This window comes from Kocuria turfanensis, assembly GCF_001580365.1.
GTDB lineage: Bacteria > Actinomycetota > Actinomycetes > Actinomycetales > Micrococcaceae > Kocuria > Kocuria turfanensis.
On the sequence record NZ_CP014481.1, the window covers coordinates 1 to 23,900 of the forward strand.

General features: G+C 66.8%; 23 protein-coding genes. 16 read left to right on the forward strand and 7 right to left on the reverse strand.

Annotated elements, in window-relative coordinates:
- Positions 1 to 166: 166 nt before the first annotated feature.
- Positions 167 to 883: a potassium channel family protein gene (locus AYX06_RS17060; RefSeq protein ID WP_062737157.1), complete on the reverse strand. Its 717-nt coding sequence runs from the start codon at positions 881 to 883 to the stop codon at positions 167 to 169.
- Between the two features lie 4 nt (positions 884 to 887).
- Positions 888 to 1,898, reverse strand: coding sequence for an IS481 family transposase (locus AYX06_RS17065; protein WP_062737158.1), 1,011 nt, complete (start codon positions 1,896 to 1,898; stop codon positions 888 to 890).
- 908 nt (positions 1,899 to 2,806) lie between these two features.
- On the opposite strand from AYX06_RS17065, the gene AYX06_RS17070 reads away from it, so the two are divergent.
- From AYX06_RS17070 to istB, 7 genes are all read left to right on the forward strand, one after another.
- Positions 2,807 to 3,379, forward strand: coding sequence for a hypothetical protein (locus tag AYX06_RS17070; protein WP_157093475.1), 573 nt, complete (start codon positions 2,807 to 2,809; stop codon positions 3,377 to 3,379).
- Positions 3,380 to 3,550: 171 nt separating this feature from the next.
- Positions 3,551 to 4,798, forward strand: coding sequence for a coiled-coil domain-containing protein (locus AYX06_RS17075; RefSeq protein ID WP_232319476.1), 1,248 nt, complete (start codon positions 3,551 to 3,553; stop codon positions 4,796 to 4,798).
- A complete protein-coding gene (locus tag AYX06_RS17080; protein WP_062737161.1) occupies positions 4,798 to 6,171 on the forward strand; it encodes a DUF4041 domain-containing protein in 1,374 nt (457 codons plus the stop codon). Before AYX06_RS17075 ends, AYX06_RS17080 begins: the two co-directional genes overlap by 1 nt.
- A gap of 56 nt (positions 6,172 to 6,227) precedes the next feature.
- Positions 6,228 to 6,851, forward strand: coding sequence for a hypothetical protein (locus AYX06_RS19960; RefSeq protein ID WP_147017992.1), 624 nt, complete (start codon positions 6,228 to 6,230; stop codon positions 6,849 to 6,851).
- 183 nt (positions 6,852 to 7,034) lie between these two features.
- Positions 7,035 to 7,364 carry a histone-like nucleoid-structuring protein Lsr2 gene (locus AYX06_RS17090; RefSeq protein ID WP_062737163.1) on the forward strand — a complete coding sequence of 110 codons (330 nt, stop codon included), beginning with the start codon at positions 7,035 to 7,037 and terminating at the stop codon, positions 7,362 to 7,364.
- A gap of 653 nt (positions 7,365 to 8,017) precedes the next feature.
- Positions 8,018 to 9,226, forward strand: coding sequence for an IS21 family transposase (gene istA / locus AYX06_RS17095; protein ID WP_084271588.1), 1,209 nt, complete (start codon positions 8,018 to 8,020; stop codon positions 9,224 to 9,226).
- Positions 9,226 to 10,011: an IS21-like element helper ATPase IstB gene (istB, locus tag AYX06_RS17100; protein WP_047802659.1), complete on the forward strand. Its 786-nt coding sequence runs from the start codon at positions 9,226 to 9,228 to the stop codon at positions 10,009 to 10,011. Before istA ends, istB begins: the two co-directional genes overlap by 1 nt.
- 131 nt (positions 10,012 to 10,142) lie before the next feature.
- On the opposite strand, the gene AYX06_RS19445 is transcribed toward istB, so the two are convergent.
- Positions 10,143 to 10,583 (reverse strand): excalibur calcium-binding domain-containing protein, encoded by a 441-nt coding sequence (locus AYX06_RS19445; protein ID WP_084271795.1) that lies wholly within the window; start codon positions 10,581 to 10,583, stop codon positions 10,143 to 10,145.
- 136 nt (positions 10,584 to 10,719) lie between these two features.
- Between AYX06_RS19445 and AYX06_RS19450 the strand changes: the two genes are divergently transcribed.
- Complete coding sequence (locus AYX06_RS19450) at positions 10,720 to 11,016, forward strand: Lsr2 family DNA-binding protein (RefSeq protein WP_147017978.1); 297 nt, start codon at positions 10,720 to 10,722, stop codon at positions 11,014 to 11,016.
- 473 nt (positions 11,017 to 11,489) lie between these two features.
- Here the strand turns inward: AYX06_RS19450 and AYX06_RS19965 are convergent, their stop codons facing one another.
- Positions 11,490 to 11,666, reverse strand: coding sequence for a hypothetical protein (locus tag AYX06_RS19965; RefSeq protein WP_157093476.1), 177 nt, complete (start codon positions 11,664 to 11,666; stop codon positions 11,490 to 11,492).
- Between the two features lie 170 nt (positions 11,667 to 11,836).
- Positions 11,837 to 12,289, reverse strand: coding sequence for a ParA family protein (locus AYX06_RS17110; protein ID WP_186815709.1), 453 nt, complete (start codon positions 12,287 to 12,289; stop codon positions 11,837 to 11,839).
- Between the two features lie 233 nt (positions 12,290 to 12,522).
- Here AYX06_RS17110 and AYX06_RS17115 point away from each other — a divergent pair, with 233 nt between their 5' ends.
- Both AYX06_RS17115 and AYX06_RS19970 read left to right on the forward strand, forming a co-directional pair.
- Positions 12,523 to 13,158: an AAA family ATPase gene (locus AYX06_RS17115; protein WP_062737164.1), complete on the forward strand. Its 636-nt coding sequence runs from the start codon at positions 12,523 to 12,525 to the stop codon at positions 13,156 to 13,158.
- Positions 13,152 to 13,451 (forward strand): hypothetical protein, encoded by a 300-nt coding sequence (locus AYX06_RS19970; protein WP_139318660.1) that lies wholly within the window; start codon positions 13,152 to 13,154, stop codon positions 13,449 to 13,451. The genes AYX06_RS17115 and AYX06_RS19970 overlap by 7 nt, the downstream gene beginning before the upstream one ends.
- A gap of 578 nt (positions 13,452 to 14,029) precedes the next feature.
- Here the strand turns inward: AYX06_RS19970 and AYX06_RS17120 are convergent.
- Together AYX06_RS17120 and AYX06_RS17125 are read right to left on the reverse strand one after the other, a co-directional pair.
- A complete protein-coding gene (locus AYX06_RS17120; RefSeq protein ID WP_062737165.1) occupies positions 14,030 to 15,292 on the reverse strand; it encodes a Y-family DNA polymerase in 1,263 nt (420 codons plus the stop codon).
- Positions 15,293 to 15,750: 458 nt separating this feature from the next.
- Positions 15,751 to 16,377, reverse strand: coding sequence for a recombinase family protein (locus AYX06_RS17125; RefSeq protein WP_062737166.1), 627 nt, complete (start codon positions 16,375 to 16,377; stop codon positions 15,751 to 15,753).
- Between the two features lie 367 nt (positions 16,378 to 16,744).
- Here AYX06_RS17125 and AYX06_RS17130 point away from each other — a divergent pair, with 367 nt between their 5' ends.
- The 6 genes from AYX06_RS17130 to AYX06_RS17155 all read left to right on the forward strand — a co-directional run bounded on the left by AYX06_RS17130 (position 16,745) and on the right by AYX06_RS17155 (position 23,392).
- Entirely contained in the window at positions 16,745 to 17,320 is a 576-nt protein-coding gene (locus tag AYX06_RS17130; RefSeq protein ID WP_058858396.1) for a hypothetical protein, read from the forward strand.
- Positions 17,321 to 18,392: 1,072 nt separating this feature from the next.
- The gene (locus AYX06_RS17135; protein WP_058858395.1) at positions 18,393 to 18,722 is read left to right on the forward strand and encodes a hypothetical protein; all 330 of its coding nucleotides are present in this window, start codon (positions 18,393 to 18,395) and stop codon (positions 18,720 to 18,722) included.
- 51 nt (positions 18,723 to 18,773) lie between these two features.
- The gene (locus tag AYX06_RS17140; RefSeq protein WP_062737167.1) at positions 18,774 to 18,956 is read left to right on the forward strand and encodes a hypothetical protein; all 183 of its coding nucleotides are present in this window, start codon (positions 18,774 to 18,776) and stop codon (positions 18,954 to 18,956) included.
- 288 nt (positions 18,957 to 19,244) lie between these two features.
- Positions 19,245 to 19,658, forward strand: coding sequence for an Hsp20/alpha crystallin family protein (locus tag AYX06_RS17145; RefSeq protein WP_058858393.1), 414 nt, complete (start codon positions 19,245 to 19,247; stop codon positions 19,656 to 19,658).
- A gap of 198 nt (positions 19,659 to 19,856) precedes the next feature.
- Entirely contained in the window at positions 19,857 to 20,330 is a 474-nt protein-coding gene (locus AYX06_RS17150; RefSeq protein ID WP_058858392.1) for a general stress protein, read from the forward strand.
- Between the two features lie 449 nt (positions 20,331 to 20,779).
- Positions 20,780 to 23,392, forward strand: coding sequence for an ATP-dependent Clp protease ATP-binding subunit (locus tag AYX06_RS17155; protein ID WP_062737168.1), 2,613 nt, complete (start codon positions 20,780 to 20,782; stop codon positions 23,390 to 23,392).
- Positions 23,393 to 23,900: the final 508 nt, after the last annotated feature.

Sequence of the window (23,900 nt, forward strand, 5' to 3'; positions counted from 1 at the left end):
TTGATGTACTACGTGAGGGGGACACCTTCGATCTCCGTAAGGCCCGGGGGGGGGGGTTCACCCCGGGTGCGATCGTAGACTTCATCGCCCAGTGGGCCATCGATGAGACCACCGAGGCGGTGCTGGAATTGCCGCCGGCCTAGTAGTCAACAGGGCCTCGCTCAGGCTATCGATGCCGCGCCGTCTGCTCTAGCATCAGGGCGCAGAACTCCGCCAGCTCTTCTCTAAGCTGGTCAACGTGCGCCACGGTCGCGGCGGTGCTCTTTTCCTCTACCTCGGCGACTTGCTGGATGAGCCATGACGCCAGCGTGGCCGTGACGACGCCGAGAAGAGCGATGCCGTAGATCATCAGGGCAATAGCAATGAGCCGGCCAGTCAGCGTCACGGGGTACAAATCGCCGTAGCCAACGGTCGTCACGCTGACGACGGACCACCACAGGGCGTCCCAGAAATTTGTGATGAGGGATTCCGGGTGGTTCCTCTCGGCGTCAAACATGGCCAGGGCGGCGACGTAGATGAGCAGAAATGATCCGCCGGTCACGTAGACGATGACGCGGCCGCGCAGGGCTGTGCCAGCGACTCGGTGCAGGATGTTCAGCGCCGTGAGCAGCCTAAGCAGCCGGAGGGGCCTGAGCATGGGCAGGGCAACGATGATGAGCTCATGCAGGTGCCGGAGGAACCATGAGCCCTTAGCCGGCGCCAGGGCCAGGCTGACGGCGTAGTGAGCGGCGAACAGCAGCCATATACCCTGGAGAACCACCGAGGCGGCGCCCGGGGGAATGGTTCCCGGGTCCAGGACTTGCCAGCTGTACACGGCGAGATAGACGAGGGCCGCCAACATGACCGGCCATTCAGTGATTTTTCGCCAGCGCTCCAAAGTCATAGCACTAGTTGTAAGAGGGCATGACGTTATTGGCAGGGGCCGGGACGCGTGAGGCCGGGGGATGATCGCCACAGGCGGTATGGGGCCGATGGTAATTGAAGTGGTTCACCCACACCCCGATCGCGTCCCGGCGGGCCTGCTCGCTGGAATAGGGGCGGGCGTAGAGGACCTCGTCGGCCAGCAGGCGGTTGTACCGCTCCACCTTCCCGTTGTGCCGCGGCGTGTAGGGCTTGATGCGCTGGTGGCGGCCGGCGAGGGCTTCCACGCAGCGGGTGAAGTCGCGGGCCCGGTAGTTGGCGCCGTTGTCGGTCACGACCCGGTGCAGCCGCCTGATGCCATGGGCGGCGAAGAAGGCCCTCGCCCGGCAGAAGAACCCGATCGTGGTCACCGCCTTCTCGTCGTCGAGGGCTTCGGTGTAGGCCAGCCGCGAGAAGCCGTCCACGGCGGAGTGCAGGTAGGTGTAGCCGACCTTCGCTCCGGGCCCGCACTTGGCCGCCTTCGCGGCGGTGGATCCGCGGCCGTGGGCCCGCCAACCGCCGCCGTCGGGGATCTTGCCGACCTTCTTCACATCCAGGTGGACCATGTGCCCGGGCCAGGCGGCGCGGATGCGTCCCGGGGCCCTGCGGGAGTTCTCGCCTGCGGGGGTGAGGTCGCGCAGCCGGGAGATCCCGAGTCGGTGCAGCCAACGGCCCACGGTACGCAGACTGATCGCCACGGCGCGGTCGGCCAGGTGACGGTGGATGCGCCGCGCCGACCATTTGCGGCCCCGGCGGAGCGTCTCGATAAGGTCGACGACCGCCGCCGGGGTGCGGGTGCTGCTGTGCCGCGGGGTCGAGGGCCGGTCGGTGAGCCCGGCTTCGCCGGACTCGAGGTAGCGGGCCACCCAGGTCGCCACCGTGGGCCGGCTGACGCGGAACTCGGCGGCCACGTGGGCCTTGGGGATCCCGTCGTCGAGGTGGCGCAACACCATGCGCAGCCGGCCGGTCGGGGTCAGGGGTGCATTAACGTGGGTCATGAACGGGCTCTCTCGTGCGGGCGGACGGTGTAGGAACTTCCATCCTGTGACGAGGAGCCCGTTCCTCATCTCATCGACGCACCCGCGCCAAGAACCTCATGACCCACAACAACTAGTAAATCCCTTTGGGCTCGGGGCGGCCGTAGACACGGGGGTGCGCCCCCGTGGGAATTCGCTAACTCGGGTGCTGTGCTGAGACATGGCCGCGAAACCTCGACTTAGGTTCGTGTCCATCGGGGTGACTCGAGCGTCATCGCTGGATCTCTTTCACCAACCGGAGCGGTTGGTCTGAAGAGCCAGCACCCTGTGGGCTTGGCGACGACATGGACAAAAAGGATCACCGGCCAAGTACCTGGTGATCCCAGCGACCGGCACCAGCCCTCATCCGGTGGTGCAGCCCCTGCCCGGGCTGTCTCGTACTTCGGTGTTTTGCCTGTGTGGCACCGGCCGGGCGAAAGTCTCGCTGCATCGAATCGGCACTGCCTCCTTCGCCATACCAACCATCATCAAAATTTCCAATCCCGCCACCCCCGCTGCCCTCTGCAGAACGGCCCTACCGGCGCGACTCGGGTGGGTGCACTTACTATCGGGAACATGTCCTATAACTCGGGACTGCTCCGCCATGGTGGAGCCCTCGCTCCCCCAGGCGGTATCCGATGAAAGCCCGTACCCTTCCCCTCCTCTCGCTCTCCGCACTCTTGCTGACCGGTTGCGGAACCGCCTCCGATGCCGACATCGGTGCCTCGCAAGCCAGCTCAAGCAGCGCCACAACTCAGGCTGCTTCCGCGGAGAGCGCTAACCAGGGCGAATCCGCTCCAGATACGACCAATGCACCAGAGGACAGTGCTACTGGAGGTGGTGACCCGGTCTCCGAGCTCAAGGAGCAGTTCCCTGGTTACCCGGTGCTCGTGGACCTCGCCTCGATCGACACCAGAGTCGCCAGCTCCCTGGAGGGCAACACCTACAACGGCAAGGTCGTCGCCCTGGCCCCGGGCCTCTATGCCCCCTACAACGCCAACTTCACCGACCTGGACAAGTACTACGACACCGGAATCATCTACGGCGACTCCATGATGCGAGACGAGTACCTGCCCGACACCGGAGGCTCCACCTGGGGTGGAGTGCAACCCGGCGCCCAGGAGCCCGAGTCCAATCCTGCCGTAGCGTCCTCTGCAACCGGCGAATCCGAACTGGCGACCCAGCTCAAGGAAGAGTTCCCTGGTTACCCGGTGCTCGTGGACCTCGCCTCGATCGACACCAGAGTCGCCAGCTCCCTGGAGGGCAACACCTACAACGGCAAGGTCGTCGCCCTGGCCCCGGGCCTCTATGCCCCCTACAACGCCAACTTCACCGACCTGGACAAGTACTACGACACCGGAATCATCTACGGCGACTCCATGATGCGAGACGAGTACCTGCCCGACACCGGAGGCTCCACCTGGGGTGGAGTGCAACCCGGCGCCCAGGAACCGCCGCAGTAGAGGCTCCTTTTGAACTGGGTCGTGGGCAAGCAGCTGCCATGCTTACTGAGGGAGGTTCGAATGGATCGCACGGCATCCATGTCTATCGGGTGGGTCTCTTATGTGCATTGATTAGTTTTGTATATGTCTAGAATCTTGATAGTCCGTCCGCACTGTTTATAGGAGCTCTTTGTGGCACGTCGCCGTGGTTTTTTCGCTGAAATGCAACACCAGGCAAAGCTCACCGAGCAACGCCAACGCGCAGCAGCCCGAGAGCAGGAAGCAGCTGTCCGTCGTGCTGAGCAAGCACGCAAGGCTGAGGAGAGGGCGAAGCTCGCGGCCCAGCGGGCGTCGGAGTCTGAGCGCAAACGCCTGGAGAAGGAAGCGGCAACCGCCCATACGGCTTCGCGACAGGCTGAGGTGGAGCAGCTCAACTCTGAGCTGGCGGCGTTGTATGACCGCGTCGACAGCCTCCTCGAGGCCACCTTGGATGTGGATGACTACGTCGATCTGGACAAACTCCGCCGAACGGTTAAGCATCCACCCTTCGAGCGCGAAAAGCTGAAGAGGCCTCTTTCAGCCCCCCAGCCCATTCCTGAGCCGGCTCCCCCAGTTTTCCAGCCTCCTGCCCCGCCGACGGGCTTGTTCGGGCGGAAGCAGAAGATGGCGGAGGCCCAAGCTCAGGCAGAGGCGGACTTCGCTCAGGCACGGGCACAGTGGGAAGAGGAAATGCGGCTACTGCCTGGTCGGCGCGAGAAGCTCGCCGCTCGCCACGAGGCTGCAGAGGAAACCCGGAAGCGGGCTTTGGCTGCAGAATTAAGCCGCTATGAGGCCGAATGTGCTGAACGGGAGAAGGAGGTCGCAGAGCACAATGCCGACCTCGATCAGCTCATCGCCAATCTCGGCTACGGCTCAGTGGAAGCGGTGCAGGAGTACGTGGGGATCGTGCTCGCGAACTCCGTATATCCAGAGGGCTTCACCGTGGAACATGAAGCACAGTTCGATCCTGAAACGGCGGAACTGTCCTTGCGGGTGCTCATCCCTGAGCCGAGCACCATCCCGACGATCAAGGCCTACCGCTATGTGAAGGCCAGCGACGAGATCACCCCGGTGGCACTTTCGCAGAAAGACGCCAAGGATCGATACCTGGGGATCGTCCAGCAGATGGCGTTGCGTTCCCTGCACGAGGTCTTTGAAGCCGACCGGCGAGGTCTCATCCAGAGCATCTCCCTGGAAGTCGGCGCCCAGACCATCGACCCGGCCACCGGCAAAGGCATCTACGTCCCGTTCCTGGCCGTCAGTACCTCTCGGGAGGTCTTCTCCGATATCGACCTCTCGGCCGTCGTGCCCGCAGCCACCCTGGAGTACCTCGGTGCATCGGTCTCGAAGAATCCTTTGGGCTTGGTGGCTGCCAACACGGAGGGAGTGCGTCGTTCCTGATGACTGACAACGACGCGCTGGTCTTCAATCCACCTCCAGGCTGGCCCAAACCGCCCGCCGGATGGCGCCCGCCAGCTAGCTGGAACCCGGACCCCTCCTGGCCGCCCCCTCCGGAAGGCTGGCAACTGTGGGTGGCCGCAGATGCTCCGGAACCCACGGAGGCTGCCACGCAGCCAACGGAGACGACACCTGTACCTCATGCGCCTGCACCGCCGTCAACCCCGGAGGCCACGCGGATCGCCCTGCTCGAAGCGGAGAACGCCCGGTTGCGCCAGCAGGCGTCCGAGGCGTCTTCCTCGGCCGAGCCCCACATTGAACTCAGCGACGCCCGGGTGCTCCAAGACGTCGGCATTTACCGTTACCACCACCCCCTGGAAAACGCCACCGCCTTCCGCGACCGTCTCACCGACCTCGAGGCCCGGATCGCTGAGCTCGTCGCCGCCGACCGGGCCATCGTGAAGTCGAACGCTTTCACCTTCGACAACTCCCTGGCCAAAGGCCGGCGGATGACCAATGACCTGGCCAAGCTCATGCTGCGGGCCTACAACGCCGAAGCCGACAACAGCATCAGATCCCTGAGGCTGGGCAACGTCCAGACCGCCAAGCGCCGGCTCGAGGCATCGCGGGCTTCCATCGCAAAGTTGGGTGCGCTGATGGAAATGCACATCAGCGATGAGTTCCACCAGCTGCGCCTGGAGGAAATCGAGCTCACTGCGGACTGGCTGATGAAAAAGCAGGAGGAGAAGGAAGCCGAACGTGAAGAACGTGCGCGCCTGCGCGAGGAGCGCCGGGTGGAACGCGAGTTGGCTGAAGAGCGCGCCCGGCTCGACAAGGAACGCTCTCACCTTTTGAACGCGCTCCAGACCATCCGCGCCTCAGGCACCACGGATCCCGACCTCGAACACCGCCTGGAGTCCATCGACGAAGCCATCGCTCAGAACGACTTCCGGGCAGCCAACATCCGAGCCGGCTACATCTACGTCATCTCCAATCGCGGGGCCTTCGGTGAGGACGTGGTCAAGATCGGCCTCACACGCCGCTTGGAACCGACCGAACGCGTGGACGAACTCAGCGGCGCCGCGGTGCCCTTCCGCTTCGACATCCACACCCTGTACTTCTCCGAAGACGCCGTCACCCTGGAGAACGAACTCCACAAGCACTTCGCATCACGGGCGCTCAACCAAGCCAACCCCCGCAAGGAGTTCTTCTTCGCCTCCCCCTCCGAGGTTCGCGAAGTCCTCGCGGAAAAGGTCGGCAACCTGCTGGAGTTCAACGAACAAGCCGAAGCCACCGAGTACTACCAATCCCTCAACAGGTGGCCCGCCAGACCTGCAGTGGACAGAGACGACGTAATAACCACTTCGCACGATTAGGGCGAGTACTACTGGGACGATCATACTGACGAGTAACCCCAGTCTTAGGAGTCCCCATGCGCGTTCTCAAATACCTCGGAAATGTTCTGGTCGTCGCTGTAACGGTCGTCTTCATCCTCGTCGCTCTGCTCATTGGACTGAAGGCCTTCGGCTTGTCGGACCCGGCGCTGGAGGCCGTCGGAATCACTACACAGCAGCCCCAGGCGACTTCCAACGACGAGAATGCTACTCAAGCAGCCGACCCTCCCGAGCGAGGTCGTGCGGAGCCCAGCGATGCGGCAACTCCCCCCGAGGCTGTCCCAACGCCTATGCCAACCCCTGAGGCGGTTCCCACGCCGGAAACAAACCCCGAGGCTGTTGCTTCCCCTGCGGAACCCGTAGACCCCGTAACAGCAACAGAGGCCGTAAACCGCTACCTGGCTGCCGAGCCCTGGTACGGGCCGCAGGAAATGGGCACCTCCATCGTGGACACAGTGGTGGTTGAGGGCGACGACGTGATCGTCACCTTTGTCACCGACCTTGAAACAAACGCCACCAAAACCTACGCCCCTAGCGTCCTCGCGGACGTCACCAGTGCACTTCGAGCACACCCTGATGATCCCGCCCTTCAAGGCCTCGATTTGGTGGCTATCTATACACAGGACGGCGGAATGGCCACCTACGAGACACTGTGGCGCTAGTGTCATGCGCCGGCCATTCGTTGTAGAAGACGTGCGAGGAACCCAGGGGATTCCTCAAACGTTCTCAATAGGGCCTTCGGATGGGATTCCTGCTAGCTGACGGAAAGTGAGTTCAGTTCGGCTATTGCGGCCGTGTATATTCTTCGGTGCAAGCCATGATGAAATCGATGAAAAGGTGCTGAATTGGCGCAGCGCGTGAAAATCATTCTGGAAGACGACCTCGAGGGCGGTCCTGCTGAGGAGACCGTCCAGTTCGGTCTGGACGGCCGGCAGTACGAGATCGACCTCTCCACCGCTAATGCGGAGAAGCTGCGGGAGGCCCTGCGCCCCTACGCCGCCTCCGCCCGGCGGGCCCAGTCCAAGCCCACCCGGGCCACCGGGCCCCGTGCCTCCTCCGGTGGTAACCCGGAGACGGCGAAGATCCGGGCCTGGGCAAAGGAGAACGGGTACGAGGTCTCCGACCGCGGCCGCATCCACCAGTCCGTCAAGGACGCCTACTACGCCGCCCAGTAGACCCCCACCCATGAGTCGGCACGGGAGCCTGTCGCATTCCGTACAAGATCCAGGCGCGGACCCAAACCGTCCCCGCAGGAGGAGCAAGACCTGCACAGGCTCCACCGGGGCTTGCCCGGTGGAGCTGACATCCTGCAGGGGCGGGTCGGGGTCGATGGATCCGCAGCCCGGTCCGTCCCTGGCGCTGCCCAGTTTGCTCCAGTAGTTCGGTTTTCGTGGACAGGCTAGGGAACCCGGCCTGAGCGCAGTCTTCCCTGGTTCGATTTCTGGCGTAGTTGCAGGCTTGTGGGCGCCCCTCGTCCTGGGTCGGTTCAAGATTCATGTCTAGGGCCGCACCGTGCCCTGCGGAGAGTCCTGCGGTCCCCGCGAGGTTCCCGCGTGGTGACCTTTCAGGGCGCAGGTCGTGGCGTCATTCTCGAGCTAGGTCACCCACCCAGGTCCTCGGTCGTCTCCACCGCGATCCAGGTGGCCCCATCCTCGCTATGAAACCCCTCGTGCGGTGGGCAACCACTTGGTCAGCGACTTTGTCGACCCCGGGACCTGTCAGACCCAAAACGGTGACCGCTGCAGAGGCCACCTCGCCTCTGCTGTCGACGCCGGACGAATACTGAGCAGATGCGACGGTCGAAAAGTGAGCACTCGACGATTGGAGTGTGATCACTGTGGAAGATTGGGCGTTGATCCGTCGGCTGCATGCCGAGGGGGTGCCGAAGTCCCAGATCGCCTCGCGGCTGGGGATCTCGCGGAACACGGTCGCCAAGGCCGTGGCCGCCTCCCGGCCACCGCGCTACGAGAGGTCCGCCGGGCCCAACGCGTTCACCGATGTCGAGCCGGTCGTGCGGGCGCTGCTGGCCGAGCACCCGTCCATGCCGGCCACGGTGCTGGCCGAGCGGGTGGGGTGGTCGGGGTCCATCACCTGGTTCCGGGACAATCTCCGAGCCATCCGCAGCGAGTACGCCCCGCCCGATCCGGCGGACCGGTTGTTCTACCGTCCCGGGGACCAGGTCCAGTGCGATCTGTGGTTCCCGCCGGCACGGATCCCGCTGGGTGACGCTCAGCAGGGATCACCGCCGGTGCTGGTGATGGTCTGCTCCTCCTCGCGGTTCATCACCGCGGTGATGATTCCCTCGCGCACCACCGGTGATCTGCTGGCCGGGATGTGGCACCTGGTGGTCGAGCAGATCCAGGGCGTGCCGCGGCGGTGGGTCTGGGACAACGAGTCCGGCATCGGTCGCGGGGGCCGCCCGGCCGAGGGGGTGGTCGCGTTCATGGGCACGATGGCGGCAACCCTGGTGCAGCTCAAGCCCTACGACCCGGAGTCCAAGGGCATCGTGGAGAGGGCCAACGGCTATCTCGAGACCTCGTTCCTGCCCGGGCGCAGTTTCGCTTCCCCGGCCGACTTCAACGCCCAACTGCGCCAGTGGCTGGTGGGTGCCAACACCCGGCGGGTGCGGGCCATCGCCGCCCGGCCGGCGGAGCTGATCGCCGCTGATCGGGCCGCGATGCTCCCTGTGCCGCCGGTCGCCCCGGCGATCGGGCACCGCTGGTGGGTGCGGCTGGGTCGGGACTACTACGTGCGGGTCGCCGGCAACGACTACTCCGTGGACCCGACCGTGATCGGGGCCATGGTCGAGGTCACCGCTGACCTGGATCGGGTGCTCGTGCGTCACCAGGGCCGGGTCGTGGCCGAGCACGCGCGCTGCTGGGCAAGGGCGACCACGGTCACCGACCCGGCGCACGTGGCTACCGCTGCGGTGCTGCGCCGGGCCTACCAGCAGCGCCCGCACCCGGGCGCCGAGGCGGATCCGCTGGTGCGGGATCTGGCCGACTACGACCGCGCGTTCGGGATCGAGGTCGCCTGATGGCCACCACACCGGCCGAGACGGCCAAGACCCTGGAGTACCTCACCGCCTCGTTGAAGGCCCCACGGATCCGTGAGGCCGCCGCCCGGATCGCCGACACTGCCCGTGCGGGGCACTGGTCCTACGAGGAGTACCTGGCCGCCGTCCTCGAGCGCGAGGTCGCCGCCCGCAATGCCTCCGGGGCCCGGCTGCGGATCACTGCCGCAGGCTTCCCCGCGATCAAGACCGCCGAGGACTTCGACTTCACTGCCCAGACGGCGATCACCCACACCGACTACGCCGCGATGGCCTCGGGCCGGTACCTGGCCGAGGCCGGCAACATCGTGCTCCTCGGGCCCCCAGGCACCGGCAAGACCCACCTGGCCACGGCCCTGGGCATCACCGCCTGCCAGCAGGGCCACCGGGTGCTCTACGCCACCGCCGTGGACTGGATCCACCGGCTCAAGGGCGCCCACGACACCGGGCGCCTGGACGCAGAGCTGCGCAAGCTGGGCCGCTACCGGCTGATCATCATCGACGAGGTCGGCTACCTGCCCTTCGAGCAAGAGGCCGCGAACCTGTTCTTCCAGCTCGTCTCGACCCGCTACGAGAAGGCCTCGCTGATCCTCACCAGCAACTTGCCCTTCGCCCGCTGGGGCGAGGTCTTCGGCGACGTCACCATCGCCGCGGCCATGATCGACCGCATCGTCCACCACGCCGAGGTCCACACCCTCAAAGGCGCCAGCTACCGACTCAAGACCTTGGGCACCGACTCCCTGCCCAGCACCACCCACCAGACCAACTAGCGACATCCACTGCTCACTTTTGGGCCGTCGCTACTGCTCACTTTTCGACCGTCGTTGACATCTGCAGCGGTCACTGCTCGAACTTGTCCCGCACGGGAATCCACCCCACCCGCAGGAGGTCCCCTGGGCTTCTAGGCCTGGGAGGCGCGGCGGCGCAGAAGGTAGGCCCCGCCGGCAGCTGCCAGCACAGCCAGGCCACCACCGACGGCCACCGCACCCGCGTCGGTGGAGTCTTCCACGACCACACCGGTGTCAGCGCCGCCAATGGGCACCTCCTCTACCTGCGGCTGCGCGTACGGGTCCTCGATGATCGGCCATTCAGGGACTGCGAGGCCGGTGAGGGAGCTTGGGTCCCAAGGCATGGTGTCGCTCTCACAGCCCACGCCATCACCATCGCGGTCCAAAGCAGGGCTGTACGCGGACGAGTTGGCGGGGATGTTGTAGGCACCCCGTGCCGCGGCGTCATCGCAGTTCTGGAACGGTAGATCCGGGAATGCCATAGCCGGTGAGACCGACAGGGCCGAGAAACCCACCGCTGCCACCAGTGCTGCACCTGCTGCGCTTTTCTTCATGACTGCTCCTGGAAGTCGATGCACCTGCTTACCTCTGCATCGTATGAAAAAACGTGGATCCACTAGGGGATAAGAGCTTTTTCTACGCAGCTGACATCTGCAGCACCGCGGTAGCTCACCGATGAGCGCGGCATTTATGACATCCCCCTGCTCGAGCCAGCACCGGCACCCCGGCGCGGGACACGTCGTGGAGCAAAACCTGTCGGCGGCCGTGACCACTGAAGGGCACACTGCAACCCGACCAGCCCATCAGAAACAGCACGATCTCTACCACCACGGTGAACGAGCACGGCCCGCGTCCCACGGCCCAGAACATGGACATCGGGCAGATCGAAAAGCGCGCACGGCCTGGGCGCCGGAGATCGGCTACCAGATCTCCGACCGCGGCCGCATCCACCAGTCCGTCAAGGACGCCTACACCGCCGCTCAATAGACCCTCTACTCCCCACCCAGACAGGCCCTCGGGCTTGTCCGGGTGACCCCCGACAGCGGAGCCTCGCGAGTGCTGGCCCCCCTGGCACATCGCAGCGGAACTTCCCGGAGCGCAGCTCGAGCACGGGAACCAGGTCCCCGTGCGGATCTCCCCGCACGGGGACCAGCCGGTGACGGGCTGACGATCCGTTCTCCGCCACGGTGCCGCTGGGACGCCCCGCGTCCAGTCTGGACAGCGCTGATCGTCCCTTTGGCGCCCAGGAACAGGCCTCGCTGGGGGTTGGCCCTGGCTTCTTGCGGCAGGTACGCGGGCACCCGCGTCGTTCGAAGACCCACCGGACCACCCGCCCCATCCCGCCGCCTGTCCCCAGAAGAAGAGAACCCGGCCCACCACCAGTGGTGAGCCGGGCTCCTTCCTCGCCGACCATGGGAAAGCCGCCCGCAGCCGCACCCCTCCCCTATCGGGGGCCGGTTCTATCGGTTGAGCTGTTGGGCGTAGACGCGCACCGCGTTCTCGATCACCGCACGGGCGGTGCCGTCGTGCTCGGTGAGCTCCTCGATCAGATCGGAGACGTCCTGGGCCACCCGCACCCCGAGCTGGATCGTGGGTTCCCGGCGCGGCCGGCCCCGGCCGCGCTTGGGTGCGGCCACCGGGGGCTCCGCCGCCGGGGTTGCTTGCACCGGCGGGGACGACACCACCGGTGTCGCGGGCTGGGGTGAGGTAGCGCGTGGGGGTGTGTAGTCGACCGGGTCGATGTGCTCATCCGGTGCCGGGCGGGGCCGGCGGCGCTGGAGTGAGGCGGGGCGCTCGGGCTTGTCGGTCATCGCAGCACCTTCTTCGCGATCGCCGTGTAGGCATCCAGCACACGGGAGCCCTTGCGGTACTGGCCGTACCACTCCCCCGAAATCCGCACCTCCTGGACAATCGCCCGATCCGGGATCAACGGCTCCAAGAACAACCCCGTAGCCCGCAGCTCCTCGAGGCTGGCCACCGCCGCCCGGCTCATGATCGTCTCCTTCACCCCACCGACGACGATGCCGGCCTCGGTCAGGGTGTCCGGGGCGCCCAGCTGCTGGCGGTGCCGGCGGAACTGGGCGACCGTGCGCCTCGCCCCGTCCACCCCGTCGATGCCGTCGCTGGTGGCGGTGGCGGCGTAGACCACGGTGTCCGCCGCGTTCAACGCCGACAGGGTCAGCGGTCCGCCCTGCCGGTTCGGGCAATCGATGACCACCACATCCGCCTGAAGACCGATCAGGGAGATCTTCAGCCGCAACTCCGCATGATCAGCTCGAGCCGCTTCCCGGTTGGAGACGTTGCGGGCCGAGGGAATGACCCGGAGGTTGGGATGCCACCCACTGGGCACCGCGAGACTCTAGGCAGCCGAAGAGCGAATAGGCCAGCCATGTGTGGCCTCATTTTGGTACCACACAAGTACCACACCATAGTAGACCGGCGTAGTACCACACTGGTACTGATGCGACACCAAAGTGGTGTTACTGTAGTGCCATGATCATTGTCTTTGGGCATCAGAAGGGCGGAACGGGCAAGTCGACTCTCACCGTCAACATGGCCGTTGAGTTGCAGCGGCAGGGGAAGGACGTGCTGCTGGTCGACGCTGACCCGACGATTCGCACGACCTCAAACTTCACTACTGACCGAGAGGAAGCCGGGCTCCCCTCGTTGCAATCCGTGCAGAAGTCGGGATCACTGCATAAATTTTTGGAGGAGTTCCGACCCAAGTTCGATCACATCCTGGTCGACGTCCCGGGCAAGGACTCCAAGGAGATGCGTACAGCACTGACTGCAGCGGACATGCTGATCAGCCCGACGCGCGCCACCCAAGCCGACCTTGATGCCGTGGCCGGCCTCCTGGAGACGATAGAAGGGGCCCAAGACTTCAACGAGGACCTCAAGTCAATGCTGGTCCTCAACTTTGTCTCTTCCAACGTGTTCACCAAGGAACGAGAGGAAGCGCAGTCGTACCTCGAGGACTTCCCTCGAGTGCGACTTGCTCAGACCGTGTTGCATCAGCGCAAGGCTTTCGCCGACTGCCTGGCCGACGGCAAGGGAGTCGTGGAGATGCGCGACGCCAAGGCCAAGGCCGAGATTCAACTGCTGACCCAGGAGGTCTTCTCATGGTGAGGAAACGTGGACCGATTGCCTCCAATCGAGAGGAAGAGATCGAGCGGTTTGCAGCGGCAGCCGAACGCTCGGGTTCAGACACCCCCGATCAGGGACCACCCCTGAAACCATGGAAGCGGCGGGCGCGGAACGGAGCCAAGGTGAAGGGGTACAACTTCCGGTTCAACAACACCCAGCATGCCTTGCTCAATTACGCCGCCGAAGCTGAGGACACTTCCCAGCAGAAGTTGATCGAAGAGCTCGTATGGCCCGTGCTTGAGGAGCGCTACGGCCAGAACGTGCCGCTCAAGTAGTCCTCCTCACACCACATCGGTGTGGTATTGGTACCACATAAGTACCAACATGGTGCCGTGTCGACAGTGGTCGGCACGGCACCTTTATGCCCAGATACTGCCGTGGATACTTCCCGGCGAAAATTTGATCAAAAAGCTCGTCAGGTCCGTGCCTGAGGAGGGCTATGGCCACAGAGAACTTCTCAAACCCGGTTCAACACCACACTGGTGTGGTGCTGGTACTACACCAGTACAATTATGGTGCCGCGCTGGTTGCTGTTGGTGCGGCTCCTACATGCCTAGATATCGCCGTAGGGCCGGACCAAACGCACGAACCATCGTCCCCAATCAGGTGAAGCCCCCGAAGTGGCGGTCCTTGTAGATATGCGACGGGAGATCATCCGTCCTGGTAGAGCAAAGGAACCGGCATTCACGATTGGTACCACACTGGCACCAACTTTGTGTGGTACCAGTGTGGTACCGACAAGGTACAAGTTGCATGTCAGGAGCGCCCAGGACATTTCAGGAAGTCTCCAACGCCAAAGAGCATGTGGTGGATGCCGCGCCTCGACGCAGTGCCGGAGGTGGTGAGCGACCGATTAGCTGACGGTGCGTAGCTCTGCCCAGTCTGTGGTGTAGCGCGGGGAGAGGTCGGTTTGGTGGTTGGTCCAGGGGGTGGGGGAGTGGGCGCCGAGCCTGCCCAGGGCGAGGGTTCCGGTGCCGAAGCGGCGGTTCACCGCGTCGATGAGCTCCCCGATGGGGGCGGGCTGCTCGAGCACTCCGGGCAGGACCGGCACGGCTCCGTCGGGGACGAGGTCCGTGCAGAGGATGCCGGCGCGCATGTAGGACATGCCATGCATCAGCTCGGGCACCAAGGCCGCCCGGGCGGCCGCCACGAGGGGCCCGGGCTCGTTGGTGGGCACGGCCAAGCGCACGTGAGCCGAGGCGTGGTGGGTGGGCCCGGGTCGGTGGGGGGAGGTGGTGGCGAAGACGGTGAGGCGCCCGGTGACTTCGCTTTCCTTCCGGAGCCGGCGGGAGACCCGTTGGGCGAACTCGGCCACCGCGGCCCCGACGATCTCCGGATCCCAGATCGGGTCCGGGAACGATCGGGAGACCAGGATCTGCTGCTTGGTGGCGATCTCGTCCTCGACGGGGATGGCGGGGAACCCGTTGAGCTCCAGGACGGTGCGCATCTGCACCACGGAGAACTTGTCCCGGACGGCCACCGGGTCGGCATCACGCAGCTGGACGATGGTCTGGATCCCCATCGCCTCCAGGCGCTTGGCCAGCCGCCCGGCGATCCCCCAGACCTCGGTCACCGGCAGAGCCGCCATGAGCCGGTCCCAGTACCCCTCGGGGGCCTGGTCCCAGTGGACCACCCCGTGCGTGGCGGGTAGCTTCTTCGCGGCCTCGGTGGCGATCTTGGCCCGCGTCTTCGAGCTGGCGATCCCGATGCTCACCGGCAGCCCGACGTTGCGGGCTACGGTGGCTTTGAGCCGGCGCGCCCACCGCACCTGTTCCTCGGGTGTCCCCTCGGGTGGGAGCAGGAAGCACTCGTCGATGGAGTACACCTCCTGGCCGCGGGCGTGGCGGGCCAGCAGCAGCATCACCCGCTCCGACAGGTCCGCATACAGCTGGTAGTTGGAGGAGCGTTTGATCAGTCCCCACCGGTTGGCGTCGGCGCGCAGCTGGAACCAGGGGTCACCCATCTTGATCCCGAGGGCTTTGGCTTCGGGGGAGCGGGCGACCACGCAACCGTCGTTGTTGGAGAGCACCACCAGCGGTTTGCCCGCCAGGGAGGGCTCGAAGAGGGCCTCGCAGGAGGCGTAGAAGTTGTTCACGTCCACCAGGGCGATCACCACACACCACCCACCCTGGCTAGTGTGTTGGTATGTTGCGATGTTCGTTCTTGCGGTATTCCCTGCCTTTGGAGACGAAGTCACTGCTCATGAGGACTGGTATACCGGCGGGGGGCGACATCATTACTGGGCTCTTCACGGTGAAACCCATGCGGCAGGTCCTCCGGGGGTAACCGGTGGCCTAAACGGGCCCAGGCCGCCCGTTGGTATCTCCGCGGCATCCCTTGTCTGATGCCTCTTGACCTGTCCCGTGACGAGCCTGGTCGGAGGGCGGCGGTCTCTGGCGTCCGCGTGGGTGGGCGTGACCAAGTCTCTCGTAGCCGTGGGCGCGGTAGTGGGCGTGCCGGCGCTAAAGGGTCCGCGGCCCGATCCCGTGTCCTGGGCGAGGGTGGTGAGCGGAATGCCGTTCTCGACGTGCAACCGCAGGATCCGCCACCGCCCGGCCCCGTCCACGGTCTGGCCTACTCCATGCTCGTCGAGACAGATGCCTGGCGCCGCGCCCGCGGCGGCCTGGGTGTGACGGGCCTTTCGGGGGCTCGGGCCAGCGCCCGGTAGATGGTGGTGCGGCTGACCCCGAGGATCTCTCCGATCTGGGTGACGGTCAGATCCTGCTGCTCATACATCCGCCGCGCGGCCCGCACCTGATCCGAGCTCAGGGCCGGGGGCCGGCCGCCCTTCCGGCCCCGGGCCCGGGCGGCGGCCAGCCCGGCGTTGGTCCGTTCCCGGATCAGATCGCGTTCGAACTCGGCCAGGGCCGCGAAGACGTGGAACACCAGCCGGCCCCCCGAGGAGGTCGTGTCGATGGTCTCCTGCAGGGAGCGGAACCCCACCCCGCGTTCGGCCAGCACCTGCAGCTGATCGATCAGGTGCCGGATGGAGCGGCCCAACCAGTCCAGGCGCCACACCACCAGCGTGTCCCCGGGGCGCAGCTGGTCCAGCAGCTTCTCCAGCTCCGGGCGCTGGGCGGAGGCCCCGGAGATCGTGTCCACGAACACCCGATAGCATCCGGCGGCGTTCAGCGCGTCGATCTGCAGCGAGGCGTCCTGGTCGATGGTGGACACACGCGCGTAGCCGAGAAGATGCCCCATTCCCCAAATGTATCGAAACCCGTCACAGCCCGTCAGTACCGCACCATAGATATCGCTACAGGGTTCCGCTACAAAAAACACGGCACGAGGGACCTCGAACGGGCAAATTTCGCCGATCGGCGTTTTTGTAGCGGAAACCTTCGTTTGATGAACAGAGGAGATGCGTAAAGGTGCGGTATCCGCGGTGGAGAGCGACGATCGTCTCGCGGCTGGCTGCAGGCGCATGGTTGTTTCCAAGATGCGGCAGCAGCCTCGAGGTATCGGCGCAGGGTAATGGTCACTTGCGCCTGGCAGCGGAGGATGAGCGGTTCTCCCCCATCGGCGACTCGGCTGGAGCGGGGGCGGGCCGGTCTGGGATCATGTCGGCATGATCGAGCTGCTGTCCGTTCTCCTCGCCCTGCTCGCCCTGGCCGTGGCCGTGTGGGCGGTGGCGCAGACCCGTCGGCTCCAGGGAACCGCCCCCCGGCGCCCCGCGCACTCCGGGAGCACGCGCCGTGACGCCGGACATGCCGAGAGCAGTGCACCGCAGACCGCGGCGGCGCGCCGGCGACAGGCGGACGATGTGACGGCGTGGGTGTCCTCCGAACTGCACGACGCCGGCAGCAGCGCACCGGTGATCGAGGTCCAGAACCGCTCGGGCGCACCGATCTACGACCTCGTCGTCGTCTCCACCGGCCTCTTCTCCCCCGGGCCGCGCCGGACTTCGGGTCGGGACTCCCGGCTGCGCCTGCATATCTTCCCGCCCGGCCACCTCGTCTACGGTCTGCACCCGGAGCGCATCTGGGACACGGAGCGGCGCCCGGACGAGTGCCAGCGGCTGCGCCCCATGACCACCTCCACCGATCAGAAGGTCACGGCGTTCGAGTTCACGGACGCCTCCGGCACCCGGTGGCGCCGCGACGAGAACGGAGTGCTGGAGGAGGTCGCCCCCGGGCCGCAGTAACGCCGGTGGCCTGCAGTACACGCTCTTACCAGATGTCCGACAGGTCCAGGGGCGGGTGGTCCCCGTCCAGGACGACGGGCACCAAGCAATAATAAGGTTGCTTGCCAATGGGTGTTTCGGCTCGTAGGCTGGCTTTCCGGCCGCTTGCCCGCCATCCCTGATGTGCCCGTCGGTGCTCGCCCCGACCATCCCGGTGCCAGGCGGCGGGCAATGGGTTGGGGTGTTCGCTGCGAGGAACGGGGGTCTCGTGGGTCAGAAGCGGTATCTGCTGGGTCCTGCCGGCAATATCGCCCGGGGGAGCCTGCTGCGCTCCTCCGGGCCTCTGGGGGTGGCAGTGGTTGGCCGCGCTCTGCGATGGAGTGGGGGCGTCTTGAGCCAGGTGCTGCCGTCGCGGTGGCGTTCTCGGGTGCAGCTGGCAACCGTGGTGCAGCGGTGGCCGGCGGAGGGTCCTGCTTCGGCGGCCCCGGCGGCGACCACGTGCCGGACGGTGGCGCGAGCTGTGGCCTGTTCGGTGGCGGATGCCCCCGGGGTGGTGCGGTTGCAGCCGACGCCGGCCACCGCTGTGCTGGCGGTGGTCTCGCCGGTGACCGATGCCCCGGACCCATCCTGGCGACCGTCCCGTACCCGCGTCGGCACCTGCAGCGGCGTGCACGTGCGCGCTGTCGGCGGACGGGCAGAGGTGGCCGTGCACCTGTGCATCGACCCAGCCGGGGTGGCCGCTGCTGACCGGTTGCGTGCTGCGGTGGCCATCGCCTCCGGGGTGGAGGATCGTGTTGTTTCGGTGCTGCAGAGAACGGGGTGGCGCTGCGGGGCTGTGGACATCACCGTGCACGCCCTCCGGAAAACCACGACAATCCCAGCTCCTGGGCACGTCCTGGCCGGGGTCGGACGGGGGCGAAAGGAGGGGTGACGGTATGACCGGCGGGGAGGCCGCAACCGGACTCCGGTAGGAGGACCCGAGGTCTCCACGTCCTTGGCTTCCCTCCAGGACGGCTGGAGGTGGCTCGTGCGAAGGGTATCTGGAGTGAGGTGTGGTGATGCCGCACCCCACCGGGGGCAAGGGGGAGCCGTGATGGATCACCACGAGGATGCCGGGGCACCGGGGGTGACGGAGGCATCCGGCTTCCAACAACGCGTGCCGGCGGACCAGCAGCTCCTGACCGATTTCCTCACCGGGTTCGCCCGGGTGCTGGAAGAGGATCTCTCCCGGCCCGGGGAGACCCGGGTGTGGTGCGCGGTGACGGTGCTGGGTGGGGGTCGGGCGGAGACGATCGCGGCCAGCAACGACCGGGCCCTGTCCTTGGACCAGTTGCAGCTGCGGTTCCCGGACGGACCCTGCCTGGCCTCGGCCCGCGAGCACGTCCTGGTCCACACCGGGGACACCCGCACCGACCACCGGTGACCGGAGTTCTTGCGGGCCGCCGCGGCCGAGGGGATCCATTGCGTACTGGGGATGCCCTTCGAGCTGGGCGATCAGCCGCTGCGGGCCGGACTCAACGTCTACTGCGACCGGCCCCACGCCTTCGACAGCGACGCCATCCTGGCCCTCCAGGACAGGGCCCGTGCCGCCTCCACCGCCCTGGGCTCCGCCGTACGGTCGGTGGCACGGCAGGTCATGGCGCCGAAACCGGCCTGAACGGCACAGCAGCAGCGTCCCACCGGCGACGGGGCGCCACGTACCGCACGCCGCCTGGGCCCGGGGCGCAGACCGTCGTCCAGTGATGCCCGGGTGGGAAAACGGCGACGACCCGGGCGTCATGAGCCGCCGGTGACGGGCCTGGTATTGGCGAGGAAACTAAGTGTGCTTACCCTGGTGGTGCTCGAGGAGAACACGAAAGGCCCTGGTCAGCGGGTCCTCCGTCGGCCCGTCACGGACCCGGAGGCTGGTGATGCGGGGCCGCTGAGAACGAGAGGAGCCACGACCATGGCTGAGTTGATGCGTAGGAACTTCGATGCGCTCGAGCCCTTCCGTCGCCTGCTGGAGGGCGATCTGAGCCCCTCCTGGCCGCGGGTGGAGGAGTTCCAGGACGGGAACACCCAGGTGATCCGCGCCGAGCTGCCCGGCATCGACCCGGAGCAGGACGTGGAGCTGACCGTGGTCAACGACACCCTGCGGCTGCGGGCCCAGCGGCGGGAGCAGTCCGAGCACAAGGACAAGGACAGCTACCGCTCCGAATTCCGTTACGGCTCCTTCTCCCGCGTCCTGCCGCTGCCGGCCGGGTGCAAGGAGGAGGACATCACCGCCACCTACACCGACGGGGTGCTGGAGGTCCGGGCCCCGATGCCGGAGCGGGACGAGCAGCAGAGAACCCAGAAGATCGAGGTCACCCGCGGCTGACGCACGACCGCACCGCGGTGGTGGCGGGCCAGGCGCGCCTGGCCCGCCACCACCGGCCCCAGGGAGAAGGGGACCAGGACGACCGCCGCGCCCGTACGGTCCCCGGTCTTCCTGTCGACCCCGAACCTGGTGGTCAGCAGCGCCGGCTGCCGGCCACCGGGCTGCCCAGGACGAGACCACGAACAGGAAGTGACGACCATGTCCCATCCCACCCAGCCCACCGCCTCCACCCACTACCAGGTCCTGCGGACGGTGCCCACCTACGCCCAGGCCCAGCGCATCGTCGACTCCCTCTCCGACGCCGGGTTCCCCGTCGAGCACGTGCGCGTGGTCGGCACCGACCTGCGCCTGGTCGAGCAGGTCACCGGCCGGATGACCTACGGCAAGGCCGCCCTGTACGGAGCCGCCTCCGGGGCCTGGCTGGGGCTGCTCATCGGCTTGCTGTTCGGCATCTTCGTCATCGTGGGGTGGCTGTCGGTGATCCTGTGGTCGGTGGTCCTGGGCGCGGTGTGGGGGCTGATCTTCGGGCTCCTGGGCCACGCCGCCACCGGCGGGCGCCGGGACTTCAGCAGCGTCCAAGGCATCGAGGCGACCTCCTACGAGATCCTCGTGGAGGCCGAGTACCTCGATGCAGCCGCCGCCAAGCTCGGCACCAGCCGCCCCACGGCCTGACTCCACACCGCCGGGCCTATCGAGAGACCGGGGCCGCCGATGTGCGGGCCCGGTCAGAGGGTAGGCGCCAGGAGGGCTGTTCCCCTTGGGTGATACCGGCCAGGACACTGGGCCGCACCGGTGTGCACGGGCACCACCACGAGACCTCACCGCTCAGCACCATCGTCCAGCGGCACGGGCCTGCGGGTTTCTTCCGGTGGCACAGCCCCACCCGTGGTCCTCGCCAACGCCGTCGCGATGCCGTCTTCGCTTGCTGCGCGCGGCCCGAGGCGGGGCACCGTGGGCGACGGATGCCACTGAGCCCTATCGCCGCCGTCCGAAAGCTGGCTAGGCTCTGCTGACGGTGATGTTCTGGGCTCCCTCCGACCGACCCCAGCATCTGCGGATGCGGAACGATGCCGTGTCAGGTATGCCAACTAACGATCACTCAACGCCTGTAGGAGGCGACAATGACGAACGATCCGTTCGAACTGAACTCCCCGTTCGACGACATCATGGGCCGTTTTTTCGGCGGCCGCGATCCTTTCAGCGTGCTGGGCGCCCGGCAAGGCACCACGCCCTCGGTGCAGCGCGTGGACCTGTCCCGGTTGCTCTCGGATGAGGCCCGCGCCCTGGTCCGCGCTGCCGTGGGACAGGCCGCGGAGTGGGGCAGCGCCGACGTGGACGCCGAGCACCTGCTCTGGGCGCTCACCCAGGTCCCGGCCACCGCCTCCCTGCTCGAGCAGGCCGGGGTGGACGTGAGCAAGCTCGCCGGCCAGATCCAGCAGCTCGTGGCCGCCGACACTGCCCGCGCCGACGAGCAGGAGCCGTCCTTGACGCCTGCGGCCAAACGCGCCCTGCTGGATGCCTACCACCAGGCGCGTCAGGCCGGTTCGCGAACGATCAACCCCGAACACGTTCTGCTCGGCATCACCGCGAACCCTGACTCCGTGGCCGGGCGCCTGTTGGCCCGTGCGCTGCCGAACACCGATGCCGTGCGCCCTACCAAGGCCGGACCTTCCGGCGGACACACCCGGGCCGGTCAGCACGACGGCCAGTCCCAGGGGGCTGAGCCATCCAGCACTCCCACCCTGGATGAGTACGGTCGGGATCTCACCGACGCCGCCCGCGAGGGGCAACTGGACCCGGTCGTCGGCCGCGACTCCGAGATCGAGCAGACCCTGGAAGTGTTGTCGCGGCGGACGAAGAACAATCCGGTGCTCATCGGCGACCCCGGTGTCGGCAAGACCGCCATCGTGGAAGGGCTGGCCCAGCGCATCGTCAACGGGGACGTGCCCGACACCTTGGCGAACCGCCGTGTCATCACCTTGGACCTGGCGGGCATGGTCGCCGGCAGCAAATACCGGGGGGAGTTCGAAGAACGTTTGAAAAATGTCATCGACGAGGTCACAGCCGCCGAGCGCGACGTCATCTTGTTCATCGACGAGCTGCACACCGTCGTCGGCGCCGGCGCCGCCGAAGGATCGATGGACGCCGGGAACATGCTCAAACCCGCCCTGGCCCGCGGTGAGCTGCAGGTCGTCGGGGCCACGACCATCGATGAGTACCGCAAGAACGTCGAGAAGGACCCGGCCCTGGAGCGGCGCTTCCAACCGATCCTCGTTCCGGAGCCCTCCGTGGAGGACACCATTGAGATCCTGCGCGGGCTGCGCGACCGCTACGAGGCCCACCACCAGGTCCGCATCAGCGACGAGGCCATCACCGCCGCCGCGGAGCTGTCCGACCGCTACGTCACCAACCGGTTCCTGCCCGATAAGGCGATCGATCTCATCGACCAGGCCAGCGCCCGGGTCCGGCTACGAGCCCGGGCCGTCCCGGCGGACACCCGGGAGCTGACCGAGCAGATCACCACGCTCGAACGCGAGAAGGACGCCGCCGTGGCGGCAGAGCGCTATGGGCGTGCCGATGAGCTCAAGGCCGAACTGGACACCGCCCGCGCCCGGCTCGAGGACGCCCAGCAAATGCGCAGCCCGGTGCCCTCGGTCACCGCCGAGGACATCGCCGAGGTCGTCTCCCGCACCACGGGCATCCCCGTGGCCCAGCTCACCGAGGAGGAACGGTCCCGGCTGCTGCGCCTGGAAGAAACCCTCCACGCGCGCGTGGTCGGCCAGGAAGAAGCCGTCGACGCCGTGGCCGAAGCCGTCCGCCGCGCCCGCGCCGGGCTGGCCGACCCGAACCGGCCGGTCGGTTCGTTCCTGTTCCTGGGCCCGACCGGTGTCGGCAAGACCGAACTGGCCCGCGCCCTGGCCGAGGCCCTGTTCGGGGACGAGGACCGGATGGTGCGCTTCGACATGAGCGAGTTCCAGGAGCGGCACACCGTCTCCCGGCTCGTCGGAGCACCTCCGGGCTACGTCGGCTACGAAGACGCCGGCCAGCTCACCGAAGCGGTGCGCCGCACACCGTACACCGTCGTGCTCCTGGACGAGATCGAAAAAGCCCACCCCGACGTCTTCAACACCCTGCTCCAGCTCCTGGACGCGGGCCGGCTCACGGACGGACAGGGCCGCACCATCGATTTCTCCAACACGGTGGTGATCATGACCAGCAATGTCGGCGCCGACCGCATCCTCGCCACCACCCAGGCCGGCCAACCGCTCGAGGAGCTGCGCGAGACGCTGATGGACCTGCTCGGCCAGCAGTTCCGGCCGGAGTTCCTCAACCGCATCGACGAGATCATCATCTTCCGCGGCCTGGACCAGGCCCAGCTGCGCAAGATCACCGATCTGTTCCTGGAGCAGACCCGTCGCCGGGTCCGCGCGCAGAACCTCACCCTCGAAATCGACGAGGCGGCCGTGGACTGGCTGGCCCAGCGCGGATTCCAGCCCGAGTTCGGCGCCCGCCCGATGCGCCGCACGATCCAGCGAGAGCTGGACAACAAGCTCTCCCGCCTGATCCTCAGTGGTGAGGTCGACCCCGGCGACACGGTGACTGTGACCCTCCAAGACGGCGCACTGCACTTCGCCGCCACCCCCGCCGACACGGGGGCCGGCCCCGACGCCGCGCCCGTGGGCGACAACGCCACGACCGCGGACGCCACCGCCGACGGTGGAGCCACTCCGTGACAACACCCCACCAACGGGCCACCACCCACCTTTGACACGCCCCGACGGGGCGGGGACAGACCCACCAGCCCGTCCCCGCCCCGTCACCAGGCGGATCCACCGGATGCGCCCATGCTGCGGCCGGCATGGCCGACAAACAACGCCCCCGAGAGGGGCGAACGCTCCACCCGAGACTCCCGGTGCGGGTCCGGACCGGCTCAGCGCTCTTCAAGGGCGTTGAGCCTCTGCCCGAGGACCCCTGCCGGAATCAGCCCCCCACCGCAGCAGAGCCATCCTGGCGAACACCCCCTGCGTCGCCACACAACGTGCCGGGCTTCACGCGCCCAACAGTGCGGCACCCGTGTCGGACCTGCAGGAGCTGCTGCTGGCGTCCGAGGACATCACCGGGTTCCTCGACGATTTCACCGCCACCATCGCCGAAGCCCTGTCCACCGATCGCGACGAGGTGTGATGCGCGGTGACCCTGTTGCGCCCCAAGCGCTCCACCACCGTGGCCGCCTCCAGCGCC